19 protein-coding genes are annotated in these 26,032 nt (G+C 71.8%); 12 read left to right on the plus strand and 7 right to left on the minus strand.

Features of this window, described 5'->3' with window-relative positions:
- Positions 1 to 9: 9 nt before the first annotated feature.
- Positions 10 to 582 carry a GNAT family N-acetyltransferase gene (locus MTQ01_RS01860; RefSeq protein ID WP_247486524.1) on the minus strand — a complete coding sequence of 191 codons (573 nt, stop codon included), beginning with the start codon at positions 580 to 582 and terminating at the stop codon, positions 10 to 12.
- A 334-nt stretch (positions 583 to 916) separates the two neighbouring features.
- Here MTQ01_RS01860 and MTQ01_RS01865 point away from each other — a divergent pair, with 334 nt between their 5' ends.
- The 8 genes from MTQ01_RS01865 (at position 917) to MTQ01_RS01900 (ending at position 11,808) form a co-directional block, all read left to right on the plus strand.
- Positions 917 to 1,690, plus strand: coding sequence for a TIGR03084 family metal-binding protein (locus MTQ01_RS01865; protein WP_247487645.1), 774 nt, complete (start codon positions 917 to 919; stop codon positions 1,688 to 1,690).
- Between the two features lie 285 nt (positions 1,691 to 1,975).
- Positions 1,976 to 2,764, plus strand: coding sequence for a response regulator transcription factor (locus MTQ01_RS01870; protein ID WP_247486525.1), 789 nt, complete (start codon positions 1,976 to 1,978; stop codon positions 2,762 to 2,764).
- 151 nt (positions 2,765 to 2,915) lie between these two features.
- Positions 2,916 to 3,842 carry an ATP-binding cassette domain-containing protein gene (locus tag MTQ01_RS01875; protein WP_247486526.1) on the plus strand — a complete coding sequence of 309 codons (927 nt, stop codon included), beginning with the start codon at positions 2,916 to 2,918 and terminating at the stop codon, positions 3,840 to 3,842.
- Between the two features lie 53 nt (positions 3,843 to 3,895).
- Positions 3,896 to 4,699: an ABC transporter permease subunit gene (locus MTQ01_RS01880; protein WP_247486527.1), complete on the plus strand. Its 804-nt coding sequence runs from the start codon at positions 3,896 to 3,898 to the stop codon at positions 4,697 to 4,699.
- A gap of 358 nt (positions 4,700 to 5,057) precedes the next feature.
- Positions 5,058 to 7,550 carry an HAD-IC family P-type ATPase gene (locus MTQ01_RS01885; protein ID WP_247486528.1) on the plus strand — a complete coding sequence of 831 codons (2,493 nt, stop codon included), beginning with the start codon at positions 5,058 to 5,060 and terminating at the stop codon, positions 7,548 to 7,550.
- Positions 7,551 to 7,868: 318 nt separating this feature from the next.
- On the plus strand, positions 7,869 to 10,499 hold the full coding sequence (locus MTQ01_RS01890) for a histidine kinase (RefSeq protein ID WP_247486529.1): 2,631 nt from the start codon (positions 7,869 to 7,871) through the stop codon (positions 10,497 to 10,499).
- The gene (locus tag MTQ01_RS01895) at positions 10,496 to 11,188 is read left to right on the plus strand and encodes a response regulator transcription factor (RefSeq protein ID WP_247486530.1); all 693 of its coding nucleotides are present in this window, start codon (positions 10,496 to 10,498) and stop codon (positions 11,186 to 11,188) included. The genes MTQ01_RS01890 and MTQ01_RS01895 overlap by 4 nt, the downstream gene beginning before the upstream one ends.
- Before the next feature lie 323 nt (positions 11,189 to 11,511).
- Positions 11,512 to 11,808, plus strand: a complete 297-nt coding sequence (locus tag MTQ01_RS01900; RefSeq protein ID WP_247486531.1) for an SCO4225 family membrane protein — start codon at positions 11,512 to 11,514, stop codon at positions 11,806 to 11,808.
- Positions 11,809 to 11,957: 149 nt separating this feature from the next.
- On the opposite strand, the gene MTQ01_RS01905 is transcribed toward MTQ01_RS01900, so the two are convergent.
- Entirely contained in the window at positions 11,958 to 12,437 is a 480-nt protein-coding gene (locus tag MTQ01_RS01905; protein ID WP_247486532.1) for an SRPBCC domain-containing protein, read from the minus strand.
- A 31-nt stretch (positions 12,438 to 12,468) separates the two neighbouring features.
- Positions 12,469 to 14,862: an excinuclease ABC subunit UvrA gene (locus tag MTQ01_RS01910; protein ID WP_247486533.1), complete on the minus strand. Its 2,394-nt coding sequence runs from the start codon at positions 14,860 to 14,862 to the stop codon at positions 12,469 to 12,471.
- A 425-nt stretch (positions 14,863 to 15,287) separates the two neighbouring features.
- On the opposite strand from MTQ01_RS01910, the gene MTQ01_RS01915 reads away from it, so the two are divergent.
- Together MTQ01_RS01915 and MTQ01_RS01920 are read left to right on the plus strand one after the other, a co-directional pair.
- Positions 15,288 to 15,932, plus strand: a complete 645-nt coding sequence (locus MTQ01_RS01915; RefSeq protein ID WP_247486534.1) for a TetR/AcrR family transcriptional regulator — start codon at positions 15,288 to 15,290, stop codon at positions 15,930 to 15,932.
- Between the two features lie 314 nt (positions 15,933 to 16,246).
- Positions 16,247 to 16,774: a GNAT family N-acetyltransferase gene (locus MTQ01_RS01920; protein ID WP_247487648.1), complete on the plus strand. Its 528-nt coding sequence runs from the start codon at positions 16,247 to 16,249 to the stop codon at positions 16,772 to 16,774.
- Between the two features lie 268 nt (positions 16,775 to 17,042).
- Here MTQ01_RS01920 and MTQ01_RS01925 read toward each other — a convergent pair whose 3' ends face one another.
- Together MTQ01_RS01925 and MTQ01_RS01930 are read right to left on the minus strand one after the other, a co-directional pair.
- Complete coding sequence (locus tag MTQ01_RS01925; protein ID WP_247486535.1) at positions 17,043 to 17,576, minus strand: hypothetical protein; 534 nt, start codon at positions 17,574 to 17,576, stop codon at positions 17,043 to 17,045.
- Between the two features lie 462 nt (positions 17,577 to 18,038).
- Positions 18,039 to 18,698, minus strand: coding sequence for a Tat pathway signal sequence domain protein (locus tag MTQ01_RS01930; protein ID WP_247486536.1), 660 nt, complete (start codon positions 18,696 to 18,698; stop codon positions 18,039 to 18,041).
- Between the two features lie 276 nt (positions 18,699 to 18,974).
- Here MTQ01_RS01930 and MTQ01_RS01935 point away from each other — a divergent pair, with 276 nt between their 5' ends.
- Entirely contained in the window at positions 18,975 to 19,790 is an 816-nt protein-coding gene (locus MTQ01_RS01935) for a TetR/AcrR family transcriptional regulator (protein WP_247486537.1), read from the plus strand.
- Positions 19,791 to 20,020: 230 nt separating this feature from the next.
- On the opposite strand, the gene MTQ01_RS01940 is transcribed toward MTQ01_RS01935, so the two are convergent.
- On the minus strand, positions 20,021 to 21,007 hold the full coding sequence (locus MTQ01_RS01940) for a peptidoglycan DD-metalloendopeptidase family protein (protein WP_247486538.1): 987 nt from the start codon (positions 21,005 to 21,007) through the stop codon (positions 20,021 to 20,023).
- Between the two features lie 446 nt (positions 21,008 to 21,453).
- Complete coding sequence (locus MTQ01_RS01945) at positions 21,454 to 22,728, minus strand: hypothetical protein (protein ID WP_247486539.1); 1,275 nt, start codon at positions 22,726 to 22,728, stop codon at positions 21,454 to 21,456.
- 681 nt (positions 22,729 to 23,409) lie between these two features.
- Here MTQ01_RS01945 and MTQ01_RS01950 point away from each other — a divergent pair.
- Positions 23,410 to 25,794: a serine/threonine-protein kinase gene (locus MTQ01_RS01950; protein WP_247486540.1), complete on the plus strand. Its 2,385-nt coding sequence runs from the start codon at positions 23,410 to 23,412 to the stop codon at positions 25,792 to 25,794.
- Positions 25,795 to 26,032 lie beyond the last annotated feature (238 nt).

The raw sequence follows: 26,032 nt of genomic DNA on the forward strand, positions 1-26,032 counted from the left end.
TCCCGCCGATCAGCGCAGGTCGAGGCGCATGAGGACGCGGGGGTGGCCGGCGAGTACGGAGGTGGTGTCGGCGGCGTGGACGAAACCCGCGCGTTCGAAGTTCCGGCGCAACCCTGGATAGGCCATGGTCAGGTCGACCCGGGCGCCCCTGTTGTCCAGCGGGTACGCCTCCACCGCCGGCGCACCGCGTTCACGGGCGAACTCGACCGCGCCGGCGATGAGTTCGTGCGAGATGCCCTTCTTGCGGTGGCCCGGCCGCACCCGGATGCACCACAGCGACCAGACCGGCAGTTCGTCGACGTGGGGGATCTTGCGGTTGCGGGCGAAGGAGGTGTTCGCGCGGGGCGCCACGGCGGCCCAGCCGACCGGTTCGCCGCCCTCGTACGCGAGCACGCCCGGCGGCGGGTCCTCGCGTACGAGCCCGGCCACGTACTCGCCGCGGGCCGGGCCGCGCAGCTCGTTGTTGACCTTCGAGGGCAGCCGGTAGCTCAGGCACCAGCAGACGTTGGCGGCAGGGGACTTGGGACCCACCAGCGCGCGGACGTCGTCGAAGGCGGTGGCCGGGCGCACGTCGAGAGACATGGACACACCGTGCCACGGGGAACGCCGAGCTGCCTCCGCCCGCACCTGGGCCGCGCACATTGTCCGAGCTGCTCGCAGGAGGCGAAGCGGGGCGCCCAGCGGGTGACGGGTGACGGGGGACGGGTGACGGGTGACGGACGACGAGCGACGAGCGACGAGCGACGGACGACGGACGACGGACGACGGGTGGTGGCGGGCCGGGACGTCGCGGGGTGCGTTCGGGCCGTCGGGGTGTTGTCCTTCGCCGTGCCGCGTGCGACGTTGAGGCGTGACCTCCTCCGAAACCCCACAGGACCCGGCAGGCGCGGCCGACGCGCAGGCCCGCACCTCCCGTATGACCGGCGTGCCCGCCGAGTTGCGCGCGGAGGGCGAGGAACTGGACCGATTGGTACGGGAGTTGCCGCCCGAAGGCTGGAGCACCCCGACACCGGCGCCCGGTTGGACCGTCGCGCACCAGATCGGGCATCTCGCCTGGACGGACGAGGTCGCGCTGCTCTCGGCCACCCGGCCGGACGCGTTCCGCGCCGAACTGGAGCGCGCGATGGCGGAGTTGGAGGGGTATGTCGACCGGGCCGCGGCGGAGGCGGCCGAGCGCGCCGATCTCGTCGACCACTGGCGCGCGACCAGAACGGCGCTTGCACAGGCGCTCGCCGAGGTGCCGTCCGGCACCAAACTGCCCTGGTTCGGGCCGCCGATGAGTGCGATGTCGATGGCGACGGCGCGGCTGATGGAGACCTGGGCGCACGGCCAGGACGTGGCCGACGCGCTGGGCGTGGTCCGCGCCCCGACCGCCCGGTTGCGCAACGTCGCCCATCTCGGCGTCCGCACAAGGGACTTCTCGCACATGGTCAACGGCCGGACCGCGCCCGACGAGCCGTTCCGGGTCGAACTGCTCGGCCCCGACGGCCAGTTGTGGGTCTGGGGCCCGCAGGAGGCCGACCAGAGGGTGACCGGCCCGGCGCTCGACTTCTGTCTGCTGGTCACCCGCAGACGTCACCGCGACGATCTGGCGGTGGTCGCACACGGCGAACAGGCCGACGCCTGGCTCGACTTCGCGCAGGCGTTCGCCGGCCCGCCGGGCGAGGGACGCAAACCGTCGGCGTCCTGAAGCCCGCGTCCTGAATCCGGCGCCCTGAATCCGGCGTCCTGAAGGCGAGGCACCAGGACGCGGAGAGCCGCAGAAGGGCCGGTCGGGCCCGGTCGTACGAGCCGGGTCGAGCGTCGGCGCCCCGGCACCCGCGGGTCCCGGTTCGGCGTCCCCGGCTTCCCCGTCGTCCCGGCGTCACCGACTCGTGCATGGCGCCGCGCGGCTCGTGCACGGCGTCCCGCGCGCCGCGCTCGCGCGGGCCGAACGCCCGGTGCGCGGCGCTGGTCGCGCCGTACGCTGTGCAGCATGACCGAGCAGGAGACGCCAGGTCCCGGGTCCGCCGGGGTGTACGGGCCGGACGGGGCGTACGAGCCGTCCGGTACGGCCGAGCCTGCCGCGACTGCTGAGGCGAAACGCGTCCGGATCGTGCTGGCCGATGACCAGACGGTGGTGCGGGCCGGATTCCGGGCGTTGCTCGAACTGACCGAGGACCTGGTGGTCGTCGCCGAGGCCGCGGACGGTGTGCAGGCCGTCGAGGCGGTACGGATGACCCGGCCGGATCTGGTGCTGATGGACATCCGGAAGCCCGGCATCGACGGGCTGGAGGCGACCCGCAGAATCGCCGCGGATCCCGCGCTGAACGGCGTCCGGGTGCTGATACTGACCACCTTCGAGATCGACTCGTACGTCTTCGAGGCGCTGAGGAGCGGGGCGGCGGGCTTTCTGCTCAAGGACGTGGAGCCCGAGGAACTGCGTGCGGCGATCCGTACGGTCGCGGCCGGCCAGGGGCTGCTGGCCCCTGCGGTGACGCGCAGGACGATCGAGGAGTTCGCCAGGCTCGCGGCGCCGGAGGCGGCCGGTGCCGAACGGCTCGGTGCGCTCACCGACCGTGAACGCGAGGTGATGGCCCTGGTGGCGGCCGGGCTGACCAATGAGGAGATCGGTCGTGAGCTGCTGATGAGCCAGTACACCGCGAAGACCCATGTCCACCGGGCGATGACCAAGCTCGGCGCCCGGGACCGTGCGCAGCTGGTGGTGCTCGCGTACGAGACGGGGCTGGTGCGGGCCGGAGGACGGGGCGGCGGCCCGGTCTGAGCGCGACGTCGTGGGTGCCGCGGCGGTGCGGGCCACCGGCTGCGCCCGGTGCTGTGCCTGACCTGGCTGAGGCCGGGGTACGACGTGGGGTGTAGCGGCCGACTCCCGGCGGCGGATGGCAGGCGCGGCGCACGCTCCTAGCTTCGGAAACATGATCGAAGCAAGAGAGCTCACCAAACGCTACGGCGACCACTTCGCCGTCGACGGACTGACGTTCCACGTGAAACCAGGCCGCGTCACCGGCTTCCTCGGCCCGAACGGAGCCGGGAAGACGACCACGATGCGGCTGATCCTGGGCCTGGACGCTCCCACTTCCGGCAGCGTGACGGTCGGCGGAGTGCCGTACACCGGACTGCCGTCGCCGCTGCGCACGGTCGGTTCGCTGCTGGGCGCGGGGGAGGTGCACGGCGGGCGGTCCGCCCACCGGCATCTGCTCGGCCTCGCGGTCAGCAACGGCATCGCGCGCGACCGGGTCGACGAGGTGCTGGAGCTGGTGGGGCTGCCCGCCGATACCGCGCGCCGACGGGTGCGCGGCTTCTCCCTGGGCATGGCCCAGCGGCTCGGCATCGCCGCCGCGCTTCTCGGCGATCCCGAGGTGCTGATCCTGGACGAACCGGTCAACGGGCTGGACACCGAGGGCATCCGCTGGATCCGCGATCTGCTGAAGTCCCTTGCCGCGCAGGGCCGTACGGTCTTCCTCTCCAGCCATCTGATGAGCGAGATGGAACTCACCGCGGACCATCTGATCGTCGTCGGCCGGGGACGGTTGCTGGCCGACACCACGATGCGGGACTTCATCGAGACCCATTCGCAGGGTCATGTGCTGGTCCGCACGCCCGAGCCGGAGTGCCTGCGCTCACTGGTGGAGGGGCGGGGCGCGCAGTGGCGGCCGGAGCCGCGAGGCGGCTGGCGAGTCGACGGGCTGCGCGCCGAGGTCATCGGTGATCTCGCCCGTCGGTACGGACACGCGATCCATGAACTCACTCCGTGCCACTCCTCGTTGGAGGACGTCTACACGGAGCTGGCCCAACCCGCCGCGCGCTACCGCGCCCGGCCCGAGAAGGAGGCTGCCCGATGAAAGGGGACACCGGGACGGACAGGACACACAGGACGGACAACAGGGCGGACGAGGTGAACAGGACACCCAGGACGGAACAGCGGGCCGAGTCCCGGCCCGGCGCCGGGAGAGCCGGTTTCCGGCAGGCGCTCGGCCACGAGTGGGTCAAATTCACCAGCGTCCGCTCGACGCTGTGGACCGTGGTGGCGACCGGCGCGGTGACCGCTCTCGGCGCGGTGTTCGTCGCCCTCAGCGAGAGCCTGCAACCCGACGACACCGTGCTGGGCGGCAGTCTCACACTGGCCGTCCTCGGCCAGATGCTGGCGGCCGTGTTCGGTGTGCTCGTCGTCAGCGGCGAGTACGCGAGCGGCACGATCCGTACGACGCTCACTGCCTGTCCGCGCCGCGGCACGGTGGTGGCGGCCAAGACGACGCTGGTCGCGTCGGTGCTGTACGCGGTGGGGCTGGTCTCGTGCACAGCCGCGTACCTGCTGGGAGACGCACTGCTGCCGAGCGGGACGTACGCACAGGGCGAGCCGCTGCCCGCGCTGTTCGGGGCCGCGGCGTCGTTCGCCGTCTCCGGGCTGCTGGGGTTGGCGATCGGACTGCTGGTGCGCCACTCGGCGGGTGCGGTGACCGCGGCGGTGGCGGTGCTCCTGCTGCCGTCCCTCCTCGGCCCGCTCTTCGGCGACTTCCAGGGCTGGGTGGCGGGCGTCTCGCCGACCGCCGCGCTGGAGAAGGTGATCCAGACCTCCGACGCCGGCGCGGAGGTGGTCGGCAGTCTCGGCGCCGGGGCGTCGCTCCTGTTGGTCGCCGGCTACACGGCGGTCGTACTGCTGGTGGCCGGTACGGCCTTCCGGCTGCGCGACGTGCACTGAACCGCAGCGCCCGCCGTACGGGCCGCAGCGCCGCGGCCCGAACGCAGCGCCCGCGGCCCGAACGCAGCGCCGCGGCCCGTACGGCGCCGGGCGCCCCGGCGTCTCCGGGGTCGCACCGGTCGGCGGGGTTGCGCTGGTCACAAGCCGCACTTCGCGGGCGGTGGGCGCAACCGTGGCCGCCCGCGTCGCGTCCCAGCGGGGGCGGGCAGGGACCCGCCGGAGCGGGTGTTCTCACTTTCGTCAGACCCGACGGGCGACGAAGGTGAATGGTGCGATCGGCCCGCACGCTCTACGGTCAGCCGGGTGGGTTCTCCCGGGGCCCTGCAGGACGGTTGCGCGAGCGCGGAGGACATCACGCATGAGTGAACGGTTGGACACGATCGACGAGTCGACGGACTCGTCGGCCGGACAGGAGTCCGGGGGTGCCCATCACGCCTCGCGAGGAGTCGGACTGACCTCCGCCGAAGTCGCCGCACGGGTTGCCGCCGGGCAGGTCAACGACGTACCGCCGCGGTCCAGCCGCAGCGTCGGCGAGATCGTGCGGGCGAACGTCTTCACCCGTATCAACGCGATCATCGGTGTGCTCTTCGTCATCATCATGATCGTCGGCCCGATCCAGGACGGTCTCTTCGGCGGCGTGATCGTCGCCAACATCCTGATCGGCATCTTCCAGGAGGTGCGCGCCAAGCGGACCCTGGACGAGCTGGCCATCGTCGGCGAGACCCGTCCGTCGGTCTGGCGCGACGGGGAGGTCGTCGAGATCAGCCCGTCCGAGGTGGTGCTCGGCGACGTCATCGAGCTCGGGCCGGGGGACAAGATCGTCGTCGACGGGCAGGCCGTCTTCACCGACAACCTGGAGGTCGACGAGTCGCTGCTCACCGGCGAGGCCGATCCGGTCGTCAAGGAGCCCGGCGACCCGGTGATGTCCGGCAGCTTCGTCGTCGCCGGTGGCGGTGCGTTCGCCGCGACCCGGGTGGGCAAGGACGCGTACGCGGCGCAGCTCGCCGAGGAGGCCAAGCGCTTCACGCTGGTCAACTCGGAGCTGCGGCAGGGCATCAGCACCATCCTGAAGTACGTCACGTACGTCATCATTCCGGCCGGAATCGCCTTGATCATCAGCCAGTTGGCGATCAACGACGGCGATCTGCCGGAGGCCGTGCGCCGGATGGTCGCGGGTCTGGTGCCGATGGTGCCCGAGGGGCTGGTGCTGCTCACCTCGATCGCCTTCGCGGTCGGCGTCGTACGGCTGGGCCGCAAGCAGTGCCTGGTCCAGGAGCTGCCGGCGATCGAGGGCCTGGCCCGGGTCGACACCGTCTGCCTGGACAAGACCGGCACGCTCACCGAGGCCTCGATGGACGTCGAGACCGTGCACCGGTTGGGCGACGCGCCCGCCGACATCGACGTGGACGCGGTGCTCGGCGCGCTCGGCAGCGCGGACGAGCGTCCCAACGCCAGCCTCCAGGCCATCATCGACCGCTACCCGGCCCCTTCCGGCTGGTCGGTGGTCGGCGGCGCCCCGTTCTCCTCGGCGCGCAAGTGGAGCGGCGCCACCGTGCGCACCGCCGCGGGTGCCACCGAGACCTGGCTGCTGGGCGCCCCCGACGTGCTGCTGCCCGCCGGCCACGAGGCGCTCGCCGAGGTCGACGAGTACGGCGCCAAGGGACTGCGGGTCCTGCTGCTGGCCCGCTGCTCGGCCGAACTGGACGCGCTGCTCGCCGAGCCGGCGACCGCGACGGCGGCGGCCACCCCGGTGGCACTGGTCGTGATCAAGCAGCGCATCCGTCCCGAGGCCCCCGAGACGCTGCGGTACTTCGCCGACCAGGGCGTGGAAACCAAGGTCATCTCCGGCGACAACGCGCTCTCCGTCGGCGCGGTCGCCCGTGGCCTCGAACTGCCCGGCGCCGAGCACCCGGTGGACGCCCGCGGCCTGCCCGACGGTGCGCGCGAGCCCGACCGGCTCGCCGACGAGGTCGAGGGCAACACGATCTTCGGCCGCGTCGGTCCGCAGCAGAAGCGGGACATGGTGCACGCACTCCAGTCGCGCGGCCACACGGTGGCGATGACCGGTGACGGCGTCAACGACGTACTGGCGCTCAAGGACGCGGACATCGCAGTCGCGATGGGCTCCGGCAGCCCGGCCTCGCGCGGTGTAGCCCAGATCGTGCTGCTGAACAACAGCTTCGCCACCCTCCCGTCGGTGGTCGCCGAGGGCCGTCGGGTGATCGGCAACATCGAGCGGGTCGCCAACCTCTTCCTCACCAAGACGGTGTACGGAGCGCTGCTCGCGATCATCGTGGTGTTCGCGCAGACCCCGTACCCGTTCCTGCCGCGGCATCTGACCCTGATCGGTTCGCTGACGATCGGCATCCCGGCCTTCTTCCTCGCGCTCGCCCCGAACAAGGAGCGCGCGAAGTCCAACTTCGTGGGCCGGGTGCTGAGGTTCGCGATCCCCGCGGGCAGCCTCGCCGCGGTCGCCACCACGGTGTCGTACCTGATGGCGCGGTCGGTGTACGACGACAACCTGGAGGCGGAGACCTCCATCGCCTGTCTGACCCTGTTCCTGGTCGCGCTCTGGGCGCTGGCGATCATCTCCCGCCCGTACACCTGGTGGCGGGTGCTGCTGGTCGGCACCATGGCGCTGTCGTTCGCGACCGTGCTGACCGTGCCGTTCCTCCAGGACTTCTTCCAGATCAGCCTGGTCGGCACCCAGGCGCCCTGGACCGCGGTCGGCGTCGCCGTGACGGCCGGTGTGACGCTGGAGGTCCTCTGGTACGTGCTGCGCCGCCGGGCCCGGACCGAGGAGTCCGCGGCCGGGACCGCGGCGGGGGAGAAGCTCGGCGCGGCGGCGTAACACGCTTTGCCGACAGGGCGGTTGACGCCCGTCGGACCGGTCGGCGGGGTCGCCGGCCGGCCCGACGGGCGCAGCACGGGGCGGGTCTTCGGACCCGCCCCGCCGTCGTCTCCGGTGAGGCGGGCGGGCGTATGTGCGGTGGACGTATGGGGACGGGGCGTACGGGTGGCGGCGGTGCGGCTGGTGACGGGTGCTGTCCCGCGAGGTGCTTCGACCGGTCGGACGAGGCCGGACTCGAACCAGCGATAGAGAGCCGTCGCCCGGATATCGCCCCGCAGCCCGAGCCGTACGGAGTGGGCCCGGACCTAGCCTGGCCACGTGAAACGCGACGACGACCGGTTGCTGCCGGCTCTCCTGCTCTGCCTCCAGGCCCTGGTGTGGCCGGGCGGATCGCTGCTGCGCGGATCGGTGCCGTCCGCCTCGGAACTGTTGGTGGCGCTGCTGACCGCGGGCACCGTGACGGCCGCGCTCACAGTGCGCCGCTCGCGGCCCGTGCTCGCGCTGCTGCCGGCCGTCGCCGCCTGTGCGCTGGGCGCGGGGGCGCTGCCCGTCGGTGGCACCGCGGTACTGGGCACGGCCGGAATCGCGCTCGCGCTGTACACCGTGGCGACGGAACGGGACACCTTCACCGCGGTGCTGTGCGCAGCCGCGCTCTCCGGCTGGCAGTTCGTCCACGGCGTGAGTCTGCACGGCCTCAGCGACCGCCACGGGCTCGACCTCGTCCTGACCGCGCTGCTCCACGCCGGCGCCTGCGGCGGCGGGCTGCTGGTACGGCGCAACCGTCGGGCCCGTGGGGCGGCCGAACTCCGCCTGGAACGCGCCGAGTCGGAGCGCCACCGGCTCCCGGCAGTCGAACGCCGGCGGATGGAACGGGAGTTGCACGACGTCAGCGCGCACCATCTGACCGCTGTCGTCGTCACCGCCGGTGCGGCGCTCAGCCTGCACGAGCGGCGACCCGAACTCGCCGGTGAGGCACTGGAGTTCGCCGCCGAAACCGGCCGTACGGTCACCGCTGCCCTCACCGCCGTACGCTCGCCCGCGGCGTCGGCGGACGAACTCCCCTCCCCGCACGAGCGGTTGCTCGACCTCGTCGCGGGCTTCGGCCGGCTGGGCGGGGTCATCGAGCACGAGATCGACCCGCTGCCCGACGGTGCTGTCGCCGACGCGGCGTACGGCATCGTCCGCGAGGCGCTGACCAATGTGGCCCGCCACGCCCCCGGCGCCCGTACCACGGTGGTCTGCCGATACGGCGAGGCACGGACCGAGGTGCGGATCACCAACGCCGCACCGCCCGCCGGCGCAACCGCGCACGCCGCGGGACTCGGCGGCGGACGCGGGCAGGGGTCGCTCCGCTCGCGGGCACGGGAGGCCGGCGGCACGCTGCGGACCGGCCCGGGCCCGGAGGGCGGTTGGGAGGTCCGCGCCGAACTCCCGGGCCGGGCCGCTGTGTTGGTGGAACGGACCGAACCGGTCGGTCACCGGGCCGCACAGCTGGTCGTGGCCCTCGGCCTGTGCACCCAGCCGCTGCTGTCGACGCTGGTGCTCAGTACCGCGCGGACACCGGCCGAGCCGAGCGGCGACTGGCAGATTCCGGCCGGAGTGCTGTTCGCGCTGCTCGCCGCCGCGCAGGCCGTCGCCCTGCTGTGGCTGCGCCGTTCGCCGCGCACGGCGCAGTTCGCACTGCTCGCGCTGGTACCGCTGTGGCCGGTGGCCATGGCCGCGGGGCAGTACGAAGGGCCGGTGTTGCTGCCGCCGCTGCTGAGCGCCGTCGCCACCTGCGCGGCTCTCGTCGGCCAGGAACGCCCCCGCCCCGACGGCACCGCGACCGGGCGCGGCGGCCGGGCCGGTGTCACCGGTGCTGCCGGTGTCGCCGGTGCTGCCGGTGTCGCCGGTTCGGCGGGGCTGATCGCACCGGCGGTGTGCGTGGCGGTGCACACCGCGGCGGCGGTCGCCGCGGTGCTCGGACGCGGTACGACGCTGCCGCTCTGGGCGGTGGTCGCGGGATGTGCGGCCGGTGCCGCGGCGCTGCTCGGCGCCGCCGAGACGGCCGGCCTGCGGCGCGGTAGTCGGAGGCGCGAGGCCGAGGACGCACACGCGGCGCGCATCGACGACTGGACCGAGGCGGCCGTGCGCGACGCCTGGGCCGAACGCCGCCGCATCACCGCCGGACTGGAGACGACCGTGCTCGCACGCACCGCCGACATGGCCGCGGAAGCCGAGGCCGGACGGCTCGAGGCGACCGCCGAACGGGCCCGCGAGGCGCTGGCGGCGATGCGCGCCCTGCTCGACTCCGTCCACGCCGCCGACACCACCCGCCCCTCGGGCGAAGCACGCACAGCCCGCGACGCGCAGCCGGCCGACGATGCGCGCGACGGCGATGCGCACCACAGTGACGCGCACGACGGCGATGCGCGCGACAGTGAGGCGCACCCGGCCGGCGAGACGCATCTGTCCGGCGAAACGCGAGACGGCTCCGGCGCGACACAGGACAGCACTGACGCGCATCGCTCCGGCGCTCCGCGCCGTCCGCAGCCGACGGTCGACGCCCTCGATCTGCTCGCCCGCCAGGCCCGGGCCACCGGCCGAGACGTCAGGATCCGGCTGACGCCTCGCGTACCGCAGCGCCTGCCCGCAGCAGTCGACCTCGCCGCGTACCACCTCACCGAGACGCTCCTCTCCGCCGCTGCCCCGCAGCCTCCGGCCGCTGTCACCACGGTCGAACTCGACGCGGACGAGGCCGAGTTGACGATCACGGCGACCGGGGCGGCGGGTGCCGAGCGGCCCGCGGCGGCAGCGCGTCTTGCGGCCCGCGTCGACGCGCTCGGTGGCACACTGACGGCCCGATTCGACGGCTCACCGGGGGCGTTCCGCATTTCGCTGCCGCTCGGTGACGGTGCGGCGGACCGCGGGTCGGGCACGGAGCGGGACCACGACAGGAGGAACCGGTGAGTCTCAAGGTGCTGGTCGTCGACGACCAGGGCGTGGTCCGGGCGGGGTTCGCCGCGGTGATCGACGCCGAGGAGGACATGTGCGTCGTGGGCGAGGCCGCCGACGGTGCCGCGGCGGTGCACCTCGCACGCGAACTCGCGCCCGACGTGGTCGTCAGGGACGTCCGGATGCCGGAGGTCGACGGCATCGCCGCCACCCGCATCATCACCGCCGTGCCGAACGGCCCCCGGGTACTGGTGCTGACCACCTTCGACCTCGACTCGTACGTCTTCGACGCACTGCGCGCGGGAGCGTCCGGCTTTCTGCTGAAGGACGTCCACGCGGGCGAACTCCTGCGCGGAATCAGGGTGGTGGCGGCCGGTGAGAGCGTACTGGCACCGTCCGCGACCCGCCGACTCATCGGCCACTATGCGGCACAGCCGGGGTCCGGGCGCTCCCGTGCGGACGATCGGATGCCTCCCGATTCGGCGAACCTCACCGAACGCGAACGCCGTGTGCTCGGCCTGCTCGCCACCGGACTGAGCAACGCCGAGATCGGTGATCAGCTCGGCATCGCCGTCGGCACCGTGAAATCCCATGTCAACGCGCTGTTGCACAAGCTCGGGGTGCGCGACCGGGTCCAGGCGACGATCCTCGCCTACGACCTGGGCCTCGTACGCCCCAACCCGCCCGGTCCGTACGCGACTTGACCGCGCCGCACCCGTAACGGCGCCGGCTCTGCCCGCACCGGAGCGGCACAGCCGTTACGCACGGCCGGATGCCGCACGACGCACGACGCACGGCGCACGGGAGTTGGGCGCTCGCTCGGCCACAAGGCCGGCCGACCCTGCCGAGCCCTCGTGCCCGTCCCTGCCCGCCCCCGACCTCAGCCCTTCCGCAGCCACCGGCCCCGACCCGACAGCCCCCCGACCCACCGCCCCCGACCCGACAGCCCCGACCCACCGCCCCCGACCAGCCCAGCCCCGATCCGACGGGCACGACTCAACAGGCTCGTACAACAGAGGAGTTCACCATGAATCGATTCGCCGGCCGTATCCGCCAGTTCCTCACCGACCCGGTGGCGCTCGGCTATCTGGCCCTGGTCGCCGCCCTGGTGGTCTGGGCGCTGACGGTGACCGGTCTCGACGATTCGGGCGAGTCGATGGCGGGGGTCGTGCCCGTCCTGGCGACCGCGCCCTTCGGTTTCGTCCTCGTCCTGCTGCCCGATCACGCCGCGTCGTTCCTGGTGGCCGTGGCGATCGGCGGGCTCGTCAACGCCCTTGTCATCGGCTGGTGTTCGCAGACCCTGCGCAAGAGGCGCAGCAGCTGAGACGCCCGGCGGTCCCGCGCACGTGCCGCACACCCGGGGCGCCCCGCGCCTGCCCGCGCACGCCACTCATCCCGCGCACGCCACTCACCTCGCGCAAGCAATGCACCACGCGCACCCGCCGAACCGCCGCACCCTTCACCTGCCCCGGGTCACTCGTCCGGTTGTGTGTCCTGTGCGAGGTGTGCCGCGAGGTGCGACAGCGACGAGGAGAGCCCGGCGGCGTGGTCCTCCGCGGAGATGCCCGACGGCACGTCCTCGGCGCGGATCTCCATCAGGGTGCCGCCGTCGCCGGGCGTCAGCTCCCAGGTCATCGTCATCGTGCCGCTGTAGGCGGGGTCGTCCGAGACGAAGTCGATCGCCTGCACCACCCGTCGGCCCGGCACGAGTTCGACGAACCGGGACTCCACCACGTCCTGCCCTTCGCCGGACTTGGCGTTGCCCTCGTCGTCGCCCAGGTAGGTGAGGACCATCCGGAAGGAACCGCCCGGCCGCGGGTCGAAGTGCTCGAACCGGCCGTGCATCCCCTCCGGCGGCAGCCACTGCGCCAGCGCGTCCGCGTCCACCAGGGCCGCGTACACCCGTCCGCTGTCCGCCGGCACCCACTTCTGTGCCCGATCCGTCCGCTTCATGCTGTCACCCTCATTCGTCAGCGTATGTCGGTCACGGCTCGTCGTGCCGGTCCACGTACTCGCGCAGATGCTGCGCGGTGAGCGTCTTGCCGTGGGCGACGAGATCGGCCGGGGTTCCGGTGAAGACGACCTCGCCGCCGTCGTGCCCGCCGCCGGGACCGAGGTCGATGATCCAGTCGGCGTGCGCCATCACGGCCTGGTGGTGCTCGATGACGATGACCGAGTTGCCCGCGTCGACCAACTGGTCCATCAGCGCCAGGAGTTGGTCGACGTCGGCGAGGTGGAGGCCGGTCGTCGGCTCGTCCAGGACGTAGGTGGCCGCCTTCTCCGCCATGTGGATGGCGAGCTTGAGGCGCTGGCGCTCACCGCCGGACAGGGTGGTGAGCGGCTGGCCGAGGCGTATGTAGCCCAGGCCCACGTCGACCAGTCGGCCGAGGACCTTGTGCGCCTGGCCGCCGGGGAAGAAGTCGTGCGCCTCGGCGGCCGACATCTCCAGCACCTCGTGGATGTTTCTGCCGCGCAGCCGGTGGTTCAGCACCTCCGGGGTGAAGCGCTTGCCCTCGCACTCCTCGCACCGCGACGCCACACCGGCCATCATCGCCAAATCGGTGTGGATGAGCCCGATACCGCCGCACTTCGCGCAGGCGCCCTCGGAGTTGGCGCTGAACAGGGACGCCTTGACGCCGTTCTCCTTGGCGAAGGCGTTGCGGATCGAGGTGAGCAGCCCGGTGTACGTGGCGGGGTTGCTGCGGCGCGAACCGCGGATCGGTGTCTGGTCGGCCACCACCACACCCTCGCGGCCCGGCAGCGAACCGTGGATCAGGGAGGACTTGCCCGAGCCGGCCACCCCGGTGACCACGGTGAGCACCCCCAGCGGGATGTCCACGTCGACGTTCCGCAGGTTGTGTCTGCTCGCTCCGGTGATCGAGAGCCTGCCGCGCGGCTCCCGCACGGTCTCCTTGGGACGTATGCGGTGCTCCAGGTGCTGACCGGTCAGGGTGCCGGAGGTGCGGAGGCCGGCGACGTCACCGGTGTAGCAGATCTCGCCGCCGGCGGTCCCCGCGCCGGGCCCCAGGTCGACGACGTGGTCGGCGATCGTGATGACCTCCGGCTTATGCTCCACGACCAGCACGGTGTTGCCCTTGTCGCGGATGCGCAGCAGCAGGTCGTTCATCCGCCGGATGTCGTGCGGGTGCAGACCGACGGTCGGCTCGTCGAAGACGTAGGTGACGTCGGTGATGCTGGAGCCGAGGTGCCGCACCATCTTCACGCGCTGTGCCTCGCCGCCGGAGAGGGTGCCCGAGGGGCGGTCGAGGCTGAGGTAGCCGAGCCCGATCTCGACCAGGGAGTCCAGCAGTTCGCGCAGATTGGACAGCAGCGGGCCGGTGTCGCCCGGCTCGATGCCGCGCAGGAAGGCGGCGAGGTCGTTGATCTGCATCCGGGAGCAGTCGGCGATGTTGCGGCCGTCGATCCGCGCGGAGAGCGCGGCCGGGCTGAGCCGGCTGCCTCCGCAGCTGCCGCAGGTCGCGAAGACCACGGCCCGGTCGACGAAGGTGCGGATGTGCGCCTGCATCGCCTCCCGGTCCTTGCTCAGGTACGTGCGCTGGATCTTGGGGACCAGGCCCTCGTAGCTCAGATTGCTCTTGCCGACCTTCACCTTGGTGGCGGGCAGATGCATCAGCGCGTGCCACTCCTCGGCCGTGAAGTCGGCGAGCCTGGTGTCGGGGTCGTAGAACCCCGAGCTCGCGTAGACCTGCCACTGCCAGGAGTCGACCGCGTACCCGGGAGCGGTGATCGCGCCCTGGTTCAGGGAGAGTTCGCGGTCGACGAGCTCGTCGAGGTCGATGGTGGAGACCTCGCCGATGCCCTCGCAGTCGGGGCACATCCCGTCCGGGGTGTTGAAGCTGAAGTGGAAGGACGGCCCGACGTACGGGCTGCCGAGGCGGCTGAAGATGATCCGCAGCATCGTGTAGGCGTCCGTCACCGTGCCGACCGTGGAACGGGAGTTGGGCGTCATCCGCTCCTGGTCGACGATGATCGCGGCGCTCAGGTTGTGCAGCCCGTCCACGTCGGGACGGCCCAGGCTCGGCATGAACGACTGGATGAACGCGGTGTACGTCTCGTTGATCAGCCGCTGCGACTCGGCGGCGATCGTGCCGAAGACGAGCGAGGACTTGCCCGATCCGGAGACGCCGGTGAAGACGGTGAGCCGACGCTTGGGCAGATCGACCGAGACGTTGCGCAGGTTGTTCTCGCGCGCACCGCGGACCTGGATGACGGCGTGCCCGTCGGCGGTGGTGGGGACCGCGAGCGCGGGCGGGAGAGCAGCGGGGGCGCTTGCCGCGCTCCCACCGGCGGGGGAGTCGTGGCCGGCGGCTGTGGGCCCGGTCGCGGTGCGGTCGAGGGCCGGGGGCTCGGCGGGCATGGGTACGTCCTTCTCTGCGGGGCCGAGCCGGATCACGAGGAGCGGTGACAGCGACCGGCGACGGCGGGAGCGACAGCGGATGACGGCTGGGAAGGCGAGTGGGAACGGGCTGGGAGGCGGCTGAGAGGCGAGTGGGAACGACGGCGGAACGGTGACGGTGCGCGACAACGGCCGAGGGCCGAGCGGGATCGAGGGGTCGAACGAACCGTAGGGCACGGCACTGACAATCCGTTCCGGCACTGGTCGGCGACGGTCTGCCGGACCACTCGGTCGGAGAGGGACCACTTGGTCTGTTACGTTCGGTCCGGCCCCACGACCTGCCGCCCCTCGGGGCCCGGCTCCGGACCGGAACCGGAACCGTGCCGGGTCCATATCGGGCCGGCCCAGTGTCCGGACCGGCCGCGGACTCACGACAGGAGAACGCCTTGCCCCGCCCCACCCGCGCCGAGGTCGATGCCGAGATCATCGAGGCGGCCGCCGAACTCTTCCGCGCCCAGGGCTACTTGGGCACCTCCGTCCAGCAGGTGGCCGATCGGGTCGGCTACTCGAAGACCGGCCTGCTGCACCGTTTCCCCTCCAAGGAACGGCTGCTCGCCGCGGTCCTCGCCCCTCCGCTGGCGGAGTTCGCGGCGCTCCGGGCGACCTGGGCGGCTCTGCCGCCGGGACCCGAGCGACGGATGCGGGCCTCCGCGGATCTGGTGGACCTCGCGCTGCGGCACCGCGCCAGCGTGGGCCTGGTGCTCGACTCCGGTCTGCCGATGCTGCGCACCGAACTCCGCGCGGAGAGCGGCGTGTTGACCGAGCTAAACGACCACCGTACGGAGACGCTCGCGGAGTTCAGCACTTCCGGTGAATCCGCGGCCGGTTCCTCGACGGACACCTCGACCGACACCTCGACGGGCTCAGTGACCGGCTCCGAGGCGCGGCCCGAGGACGGTTCGGTGGCGGCCCAGTTGGCCGTGATGGGGCTGGTGCACACCGTCGCCTGCCGCCAGGAGCCGGCCGAGGTGCTGCGAGCGCCACTGCTCCGGGCCTTCCGCGCCGCCTGCGGAGTACGACCGGCACCCTGAGCCGAGCCCGTACCGCCGACCCAGCCCGAGGTGGCTCGTACTGGCATGGCCTTCCCCGCCCGTCGGCTCAACACCGTTCCTACGACGGCGTCTTGCGTCGGACGGGGCGGCCCTGTTCACAAAGCCCGAGTGCAGAACGGCGCTTCGTCGCACGGTCCGCAGCCGCCGAAGCCGAAGCCACGGGAACGGGAGGCATTTCGCCCCGGCCGGCGTGGTTCGTTGAGAGCCGCCCAAGTGGGACAGGGGCCCTGCGGCAGCGGCTTGACCGACTGCGAGCCTTGATCGCTGCCGAGCGTGCTGATTGGCTGCGCGACATGACTGAGCTCGGGCCTGTCAGCTGGCCTCCCGCACCGATCCGGACCGAGAGGCTCGTTCTTCGTCAGGCCGAGGGGCGGGACCGTGCCGCCTTCATCGAGCTGCACGCCTCGCCCGAGGTGCACACCTACCTGGGTGGTCCCCGCCCGCGTCGCGAGCTTGCGCGTGAGATGCCCGAAGTGCCGGGGAGGCGGCCGGGCAGCTTCGTTGTTGATCTTGACGAGGAGATGATCGGCCAGGTCCTCCTCAGGCGGGCGACGGAGCACAGTTGCCCGGTTGCCGTGGGGAAAGCCGACCTCGGCTACCTGTTTCTGCCGCAGGCATGGGGGTTCGGGTACGCCGCTGAGGCGTGCGGGGCCGCACTCGACTGGCTCGACAGCGTCCTTCCCGGAGAGTCGGTAGTGCTCACCACCCAGATCGCGAACGTCGCATCAATGCGCCTCGCGGCGAAGCTGGGGTTCACCGAGGTGGAGCGGTTCCATGCCTGGGGCGCCGAGCAGTGGCTGGGAATGCGGTTCTCCGATTGAGCCCTGCCTGACAGCCCTTGGCGCGGCCGCGGCGGTGCGGCTGCGAGTCGGGCTCTCGGGGGCCGGCGCGGAAGTCCCCAACCGGCCGCGGAGGCGATGGTTCGCATCAATGAGGGACGTTCACCACGCGTACGAATGAGCCTCAACCTCGGACTTCGGTCGACTGCTCGGCGACCTCGGTCAGGTTGCAGCGTGCGTTCGTTGTGGTGACCCGTTCACCGTTGGTTCTCGCTCTCGCCTCGGCGGCCGGAAAGCCTTCGGGGCGGGGCTACTTGACCGACGCCTTGCAGCTGCTGTCGCCCGGGTCGTTGTCCGCGTTGTCCGCGATCGTCTTCCCGTCGACCTTGATGACGCAGCGAGCGGGCACCAGCTTGCCGTCGGGATTCTGGACCGAGGGCGGTGTCAGCGTGACCGCCCGGCCGACCTCGGTCTCCGCGCCCCTCAGCGCGAGCGTCTCGGTCTTCGTCCACGGCAGCTTCTTGACCGTCTCGGTCTTCATCTCGTTCGTCATGTAGATGACGGCGCCGAGGACGGTGCCCTCGCCGGTCACTTCGAGGGTGACCTCGCGGGTCTCCCCGTCCGCGTCGCCCGAGCCGTCGGAGCCCTTGTCCTGCGAGGCCCCGTCGTCCGAGCCGCCGTCCCCCGAACTGCTGTCGTCCGAGCCGCTGTTCGGGTCGGACGGCCCCGAGGAGGCCGTGTCCTTCTTTGCGCCGTCCTCGCTGTCGCCCCCGTCGCTGCCGCAGCCGGTCAGTACCAGTGCGACCGCTGTCGCGAGTACGGCCCCGTTCGCGGTTCTGCGCATGTCGTGATCCCCCTTGGTGGTGCCCTTTCGCGGCGCTCGGGCCGCGTTCGTCCGTCCGTCGAGGATAGCCAGGCGCACTCGGCGCTCCATTGCCCAGGCGTGCTCGCGGCCCGCGGCGCCGGGCGCACCGCTCGCACTGCCGCGCCGAGCACATCGCCCGTACCGCGCCGGGCCCGTGTTGCCCGTACCGCGCCGGGCGCCTGTAACCCGTACTGCAAGCCGGGCAGGGGCGGCCCGGCGGCCTGTCCGTGGGCGGACGTGGCGACGCCCGGTACGCCTCGGCCCACCCGGGAGGGCCGTGCGTACCGGGCGTCGCGGTTGCGCCGCCGGCTCCGGTCGCGCCGGTCGCCGGTCACCGTCGCCGCTCCGGTCGTCGAACGCCCGACGGCTGCGGCGGTTCAGTGCCTTGCGCCCGGTTGCGAACCGGTCAGCGGCTCCTCGTCAACCTGCCCGTGGTGCGGGTCAGTTGACGAAGACCGGACTGCCGCCCGCGGTCTCGTTCTGGATCGGGCTGTACGTGGCGGTGAAGTAGCCCGGCGAGAAGCAGTTGCTCGGGCCCTCGCTGCGGGTGAACTCCTGCTTGCTGAAGGCGATGCTGTTGTCGGCGTTGTTCGCGCTGCCGCTGATGCTCGTCGACTCGTACACGCAGGTGATCTTGCCGATGAGGGTGTCCAGTTCGGCGCTGATCTTCATCGGTTCGCCGCTGATGGTGACGGGGTTGCCCTCGCCGCTGCTGACGCCCAGCGTGTACGGCAGGTTGTCGACGGTGATGGCGACGCTGGTGACGCCGAGGATGTTGGCGGTGCAGTCGGTCAGCGTCAGCGAGTCGAGGGAGCCGGTGGCGGTGCCGGGGGCGGTGGGGTTGTCCCCGATGGTGGCTTTGAACCCGGAAGTCGCACAGGTGACGCCGGTGCTGCCGTCCGCGCTGTCGAAGAACGTCGCGTTGGTGCCCTCCGCGAGACCGGCGGAGAGGACGTCGCCGACCGCCACCGCCGTCCCGCCCGCGCTGTCGTTGGTCAGGACGTTTCCGTCCAGGGCGGTTGCGGAGCCCGTCGAGGCGAAGAGCGCGGCGGCGACGCCGACGCTGAGTGCCGCGGAACGGAGTGCGGTTGATCTGCGCATGACATGACCTCTCGTTGGGGGTGCCGAGGCTGGGTCTCCGACGGAGGCTGACCGTCGAAGGTCGCACAGGGTGGCGCCGTACTGGAGGGTCCCGCAGTCGCGTCCCCGCGGATTCCGGCCGGAGGCTGGCCGTCGGGGGCGAACCGGTCTTGACTGTCAGGAGCGGTGGCCGGCTTGAGGGAGTCACCGGACGCACATCGGGATGTTGCCCGGGAGTAAAGAACTCCTGAGGTTTGTAACCCGGGGTGGGAGCGCCGTCAAGGGGGAGCGCAAGAAATGACTGCCGACCGAGAGGACCGCAACGAGCAGCCGCAGACCGGCGGTTGTGTGCTCGTGCCGGGTGCCAGGCCGGGGCGCGACCCCGCTCGGGCGATCAAACGCGGGCCCAGCGGACTGGCGCCCGAGTCCGTCGCCGCGACCCAGCGCGACCGCCTCTACGACGGCCTCGTCCACACCGTCGCGGCCAAGGGTTACGAGGGGGCCCGGGTCACCGACATCTGCCGGGCGGCAGGTGTCACCCGACCGGTGTTCTACGAGCTCTTCCCCGGCAAGGAGGACGCCTTCCTCGCCGCCTACCGCCACGGCACCGACCTGCTGCTGAGACACATGAGCGCCGCCTACGACGACGCCTCCGAAGCCGCCGGCCGTCGCGACGGCACCACGGGTGACGGCGCGACGGCCGGCGGCACCGGCGGCGGTGGTGACGCGCCCTGGCAGGACGGGATATGCGCCGCACTCGCCGCGCTGCTCGACGTACTCGCCCAGGTGCCGGTCTTCGCGACGATGGCCATCGTGGAGATCGACGCCGCGGGGCCGGCGGCCCGTACGGCGCGTGCGCGACTGCTGCGCCGGTTCCACCGGTTCTTCCACCAAGCGCCCGTGCCACCGCCGCCGGTCGACGCCGTACAGCTGCGGTCGGCGGTCGTCGGCGGGGTCTACAGCACGGTCCACGAATACGTCGCTGCCGGCCGGACCGACCAACTACCCGGTCAACTGGGGCAGTTGAGCTACTGCGTACTGGTGCCCCACCTCGGCCCGACGGAGACGGCCGACTACCTCCGCCGCCGGGGGACACCCGGGTTCCTCCGGTAGCCGCGGCGGGGAACGGAGTTGTCCACAACCGGTGCACGGGTTGCGGAAACTCTCGGAAACCCCTTTCGGCAGGGCAGGGTCTGGCTCGGGGCTCGGTGGGGCTCGGGGGCAACTGCACGGCACCGGTTCCGTGTGCCCGTCCCACTCGCCCGTCAGCGCCTCGCCCGTCAGCGCCTCGCCCCTCGGTCGCGGCGGTGCCGCAGCCGAGGGGCGAGGGTCGTACTCGGGGCTCAGGCGACGAGTGCCTGCCAGGTGAGCGGCCCGGCCTCGCCGTCGACCACCAATCGGTTGGCGCCCTGGAAGGTGCGAACCGCCGTGGTGCTCACACCGCCGAACTCGCCGTCGACCACCAGCCCCGCGCCGCGCTTGTTCAGCACGGCCTGCAGGCCCTTCACATGGTCGCCCTTCGCGCCCTGCCGCAGGGTGTACACGAGTACCGGCCAGGTGAGCGGGCCGACCTGGCCGTCCGCCACCAGGCCCTTGCTCTTCTGGAACGCCTTCACCGCGTCGCTGGAAACCTTCCCGTAGGCGCCGTCGACCACCAGCCCGGCACCGCGCTGGTTCATCAACGACTGGACCGCGCGCACCCGTTGACCGGAGGCACCGGGGTTGAGCCGGCACCAGCCGCCGCGCAGGTCCACCCCGCGCGCACTCATGAACGGCACCGGGTCGACCACCGCGCCCAGCCCGCCGGTGTGGGTCTCGAAGTGCAGGTGGGGGCCGGTGACGTTGCCGGTCGCCCCCATCGTGCCGATGGGACGGCCCGCGACGACCTTGGCGCCCTGTGAGACCGAGAACGAGTTCAGATGGCCGTAGTAGGTGTACGTGCCACCACCGTGGTCGATCACGATGCCGTTGCCGGTGCGGCCGGGCAGCACGCCCACGCCGCGCCGGATCACGGTGCCCGCGGCAGCCGCGTACAACGCGGTGCCCACGGGGTTGGAGATGTCCTGCCCGGCGTGCTTGGCGTTGCCCCTGGGGGCGCCGAAGTGCCCGCCGTTGGGGAAGGAACCGCGGGCCGGATCGCACCAGGCGCCGTTCATCGACAGTGTGCTTGCCGCCTGTGCCAGGCGGGGTGCCCCGACCAGGGCGAGGCCCAGCCCGGCGCCGGCGCCCGCCAACAATCCGCGTCTGGACAGGCGACGCCCGGACGAGCTGCGTCCGGGAGGCTCGGCCTCGGGCTGGATGTCCGTGGGCTCTCCGTGGTGTTCACACATGGTCCGACTCCTGTGCTGACGCGGGCTCTTGGGGCGGTGGGAACGAAGTACGCGCTGTGAACGGGGAGTTGGGCAGCGTGCTACGCGCGTCGACCCCGCGCTTCGCGCTCCTCGGGATGCTCGCTACCCCCAAGTCCCCTTTCTGCACCGCCAATCGGCGACAGAAGCGCATTTAAGTACCGCTGACCGTGCCATTGACCGTTACCGCCACTGCTGGCGTCGCCGCCGCGACGGTCGTCGCCCACCCGCACGTTCCGCCGCTCCGAGTGCCGACCGGTCGAAGTCCGGCCTGTCGGGCGTCAGTTGGGCCCTTCCGCCCTCCGGTCATCCATCCGTCCGGCCTGACGCAGGCGAACACCGGCCCGTCACATGCAAGCGGGCAGGTGCGCGCCCGCCGCGCCCGCCGCGCCCGCCGCGGCTGGCGGGGCTGGCAGAGCTGGCGGGGGTCACTCCCCGTCCGGCAGCTCCAGCTGAACGACCGTCGCGCGCCTGGGAGTTGTGCCGTCGCTGTCGTTCGGCGCCAGGACCGCTCCCGCGGCCAGGATCTTGGCGGTGCCGGGCACCCGGCAGGCGACGTTCCAGTTCATCTGCTGCTTGCCGCGACGTCCGCCGGGGGAGGGGGAGCCGCCTTCGCCGGGTCCGGGCACCTCGGGCGGCCAGGCGACGCGGTGGAGCTTGCCGTCCGCGGTGAGGTGGCGCCCGTGGTCCAGGAGCAGGCCGCCGTGACCGTCGGCGACGGTCGTCGCGGTGGAGACGGCGCGGTTCAGACGGGGCAGTCTGCTCTTGGACCAGCCCGTTCCGTCCCCTGTCAGGAGGATCGTCTCCGCCTCGGGCTCGTCCTCCACCTCGCCGTGGTTGAAGTCGTGCCGTCCCAGTGCCCACAGCCGGTCGTCGTCCGCGACGACCGCGTCCAGACCGGCGCTCGCCTCGGGCGGTACCGGGTCGGGGAAGCGGTACGCGGGCATCTCGACGGGGCTCCATCCGCCGTCGCCCCAGCGTGCGCTCGCGGGCTGGGGATAACACTCGCCGTCCTCGCACTCGGTCGCCGTCCGCCCCACCGCCCACACCTTCGGGGTGCCGCCGTCGGACGAGGGGAGCACGGCCAGATCGGTGGCGGTGAACGTCAGCGCGGGGGCCTGCCAGCCCGAGCCGGACCAGTGCCGGACCTCGCCGTCGAGCACCAGCCACAGCAGGTCCGGCTCCGCCGCGACCAGCGGGATGTCCGTGCCGGAGAAGTCGGGGCCGGCCGGCTTGGCCGGGGCGGTCCGGGGCAGCGTCCGCCAGGCGTCGCCGTCCCACCGGTGGGCGTGCAGCTCGCCCTCCTTCGACCGGGCGACGAGCCACACGCCGTCGCCCCGACCGGCCGCGGTCAGCCCGAAGTGCCCTTCGCCCGAAGGCAGTTCGTCCGGGAGTTCGTGCTCCCGCCACTTTCTGCCGTCCCAGTGGTCCAGGAACAGACGCGTGCCCGCCGGTTCGTCGGAGGAGAGCCCGTGTACGCCCAGCGCCCAGACGTTGTCGCGGTCGGTGGCGGCGAGCGAGACGTACTCGCCGCCCCAGTCCTCGGCGAGGTGGAGGTGGTCCCAGGCTCTGCCCGGTTCGGAGGACGGTTTGCTCGGCGGGTCTTCCTTGCCGCCGCCTTCCGCGCAACCCGCCAGCGTGGCGGTACCGGCGACAGCGGCCAGCCCCAGCAGGGTCCGGCGGGACACGTGGCCTTCACTCATGCGCGCCGACAGTAGCCGACCGGCGAAGCACCAAACTCGCAGATCGCCACATACCGCCCGGCGTTCGCCACGAACGTCCACACCGCAGACACACCTGGCCAGGTGGCCACGGCACGAACCCGTGCATGAGCCGCGACCTCACCGGGCCACCGCCGACCACCGCCGGACCGCCGAACGCACCACCGCCCGGCCGTCGCGCTCAAGCGGTCGTCCCCGTCCACGTATGCGCCCGCCGTCGTCTCCGTCGCCATGTGCGCCCGCCGTCGTCCCTGCCGCGGTACGCGCACGCCGCCGTCTCCGTCACCGCGCACGCAAGCCCCCTGCTCCGTCGGTGCGAGGGCGGAGCCGATCGGTGTCCGACCCGACCCGGTGTCACGACTTCCACATCCTCGGCGGCGGCTCGGGGTACCCGGAAGGAGTGCGGCGTTCGGGACGGGTGACGAACTCGCGGCGTAGGGTGAGCTCGCCGTCATCAGGCCGACGGTCCACGGGAGTTGGGGGAGCGGGGAAGAGCACCGGCCGGTTCGGTGAACGGGCCTGACGGGGCGTCCGGTCGGCATGGTCCGGCGACGAGGCGTTCGAGGCGTACCCGCCGCGACGGCGGAGACGCCGCCCGAACGCGAGGAGAACGGTACGCGGGGGTTTGAGGGCTGCCCGCTCCGGGAAGTGGGGTGGGGACGAATGCAGGGCGATGACCGCTTCGACGGTTGGCGCGAGTACGGCAGCGGGTCGGACGGCCGGGTTCCGGCCGACGGGTTCCCGGCCGATGGCCTCCCGGACGCCGGGGCGCCGGACCCCGCGGCGACCACTGCGCCGGATTCGCGGAGCGGACCGGACTCCGGGCTGCCCCCGCGCGGCTCCGCGGAACCGCCGGAGGACCGTCCGCCCGCCCCTCCCGCGGTCATCGACGACCGTTACGAGCTGCTGTCGGTCATCGGCCGGGGCGGCATGGGGCAGGTCTGGCGCGCCTACGACCGGCGGCTGCGCCGCTTCGTGGCGATCAAGGGACTCCTCCACCCGAGCGCGGTGACCGCGACCACGCGCTCGGCGGCGGTGCACCGGGCACGTCGCGAGGCGGAGGCGATCGCCAGGATCGACCACCGGAACGTGGTGACGGTGCACGACCAGGTCGAGACCGCCGACCAGGTCTGGATCGTCATGAAGCTGGTCGAAATGCGGTCTCTCGCCGACGTGTTGGCCGCGGAGGAGACTCTCGCCGTGCCGAGGGTGGCGAAGATCGGTCTCCAGGTCCTCAACGGGCTGTGCGCGGTGCACGGCGCCTCGGTCGTCCACCGGGACGTCAAACCGGCCAACATCCTCATCGGGGACACCGGCCAGGTGATCCTGGTGGACTTCGGCATCGCCACCTTCGACGGCGCGTCACAGGTGACGGGAAACCACGTCATCGGCACCCCTCCGTACCTCGCGCCCGAGCTCTACACCGCCGCCTCCACCGGCCACACCCGCGTCTCCGACCTGTGGGCGCTGGGCGTCACGCTGTACGAAGCCGTCGAGGGGCAACGGCCGTTCGCGGGCCGTTCGGAGTGGGAGGTGCAGACCTCCGTCAGGGAGAACCCGGACCCGCCCTACCGCTATGCCGGACCCCTCGCGCCGGTCATCCGGGGGCTGCTGGACCCGGACCCGGACCGGCGCCTGGACGCGTCGGCGGCGCAGCTGCTGCTGCGCGAGGTCCTCGGCGCCCCCGGCCCCTCCCCGCTGCCGATGAGCATCACCCCCGCAGCGCCCGACGCCCACCGCGAGCAACCGGCCACGAATCCGCGTTCGCTGCCCGCCGAGCCGGACAGCGCACCCGCCGAGACACCCGAACCAGCGGAATCGGTGGAGCCGACGGAACCGTCCCGGGCCGAGGCGCGACCCCCGGCCGCGACACCGGCCACTCCGGCCCCCGCGTCATCGCCGCCTCCCCCGGGAGCCGGCGCGGCTGCTCCCGACGCCGCGCCTCCCACACCGCCGAACGGCAGTCGACGAGGGCTGCGAATCGCAGCGATCGCACTCGCCGGTGTACTGCTCGCCGCGACCGGCTGGGTCGTCTCCAACCTGGGCCAGTCCGACGGCCGGGACGGTGCCGAGGATGCCGCCGCCGACGACGAGGGAAAGGGCCAGGACGAGCCCGAGAAGCCTTGGAGGGAGAAGAAGAAGGAGCTGCGCATCGGGGTCAAGCGGTTGCAGCCAGGGCTGAGCGAGTACAACGAAGATTCAGGGGAGCACACGGGGTTCGAGCCTGGCCTCGCCATTGCAATCGGCAAGCATATGGGCTTCGAAGCGAAGGACATCGTCTTCGTTAATGTCACGACACTGAATCGCGCCGCCGCACTCCGCTCGACGGTGGACCTGGTCATTGCCACTTACAGCATCACCAAGGATCGCATGGAAAAAGACGATGTGGACTTCGCCGGCCCCTACTACACTGCCGGTCGAAACTTCCTCGTCAAGAAGAACTCTCAATACGACATCGAGGATTACACGGACCTGATCTCAAGGGGGCTGGCGGTGTGTACCGCCAAATCCTCGACCTACGTGAAAAGTCTTGAGGCGGAGAATTTCAATTTGATGGATCCGCTACCCGCCACTTACGACAAATGTCGGGAGGAGGTGCTCGACCCCAAAAGCAACGTCTATGCGGTCGCCTCCGACGACGTCATCCTCGCTGGCTTCGAGGACGACGAACCTGAGAAGGTCCGTCGACTGAATGACAACATCGACGGCAAGGAGGAATACGGTGTGGCGGTCCGAAAGGAGGACAAGGCGCTCAAGGGAGAAGTGTGCGATGCCCTCCGCTCCATCATGGAGGAGGAAGAAGGCGAGGCGTGGAGAAAGCTCTACGACGCCAATCTGGAACGGCTGATGGGCTCGCCCCGGCCGCGCGTCCCTGATCTGGACGATCGGCGCTGCCCCCCGCCCGGCACAAACGCAGAGAGCAGTTCCCTGTCGAGCGGGTCTCCTTCCGAGGACAAGAAGGGGAGAACAGCCCTTGCCGGCGGCCAGGAGCAACTTGCTGTGGTCAACTTGTCGGCCGGTGCGCTGCAACGGCCCGGGTCACGGTGAACTGCCGTGTTTTTGCTGGTACTTGACGCTCGGGCCGTCGCTCGACTCGCTGCGGACGGCCTTCGACCGCATCGTGAGGCCGAGCAGCGGCGGCACCGCCCCGGGCCGCGACGGCAACTCGGTCGATCCCTCAACCGTCCGAACCGCTCGCGAAGTTGTTCGCCGCCGCACCACTGCCTCCACGGGGCGGAATCCAGGGCCCGCGGGTGCGGCGCGTACGCGTGCACGACCTCAGGCG

Origin of the sequence: Streptomyces sp. XM4193 (assembly GCF_023072595.1) — a bacterium.
Classification (GTDB): domain Bacteria; phylum Actinomycetota; class Actinomycetes; order Streptomycetales; family Streptomycetaceae; genus Streptomyces.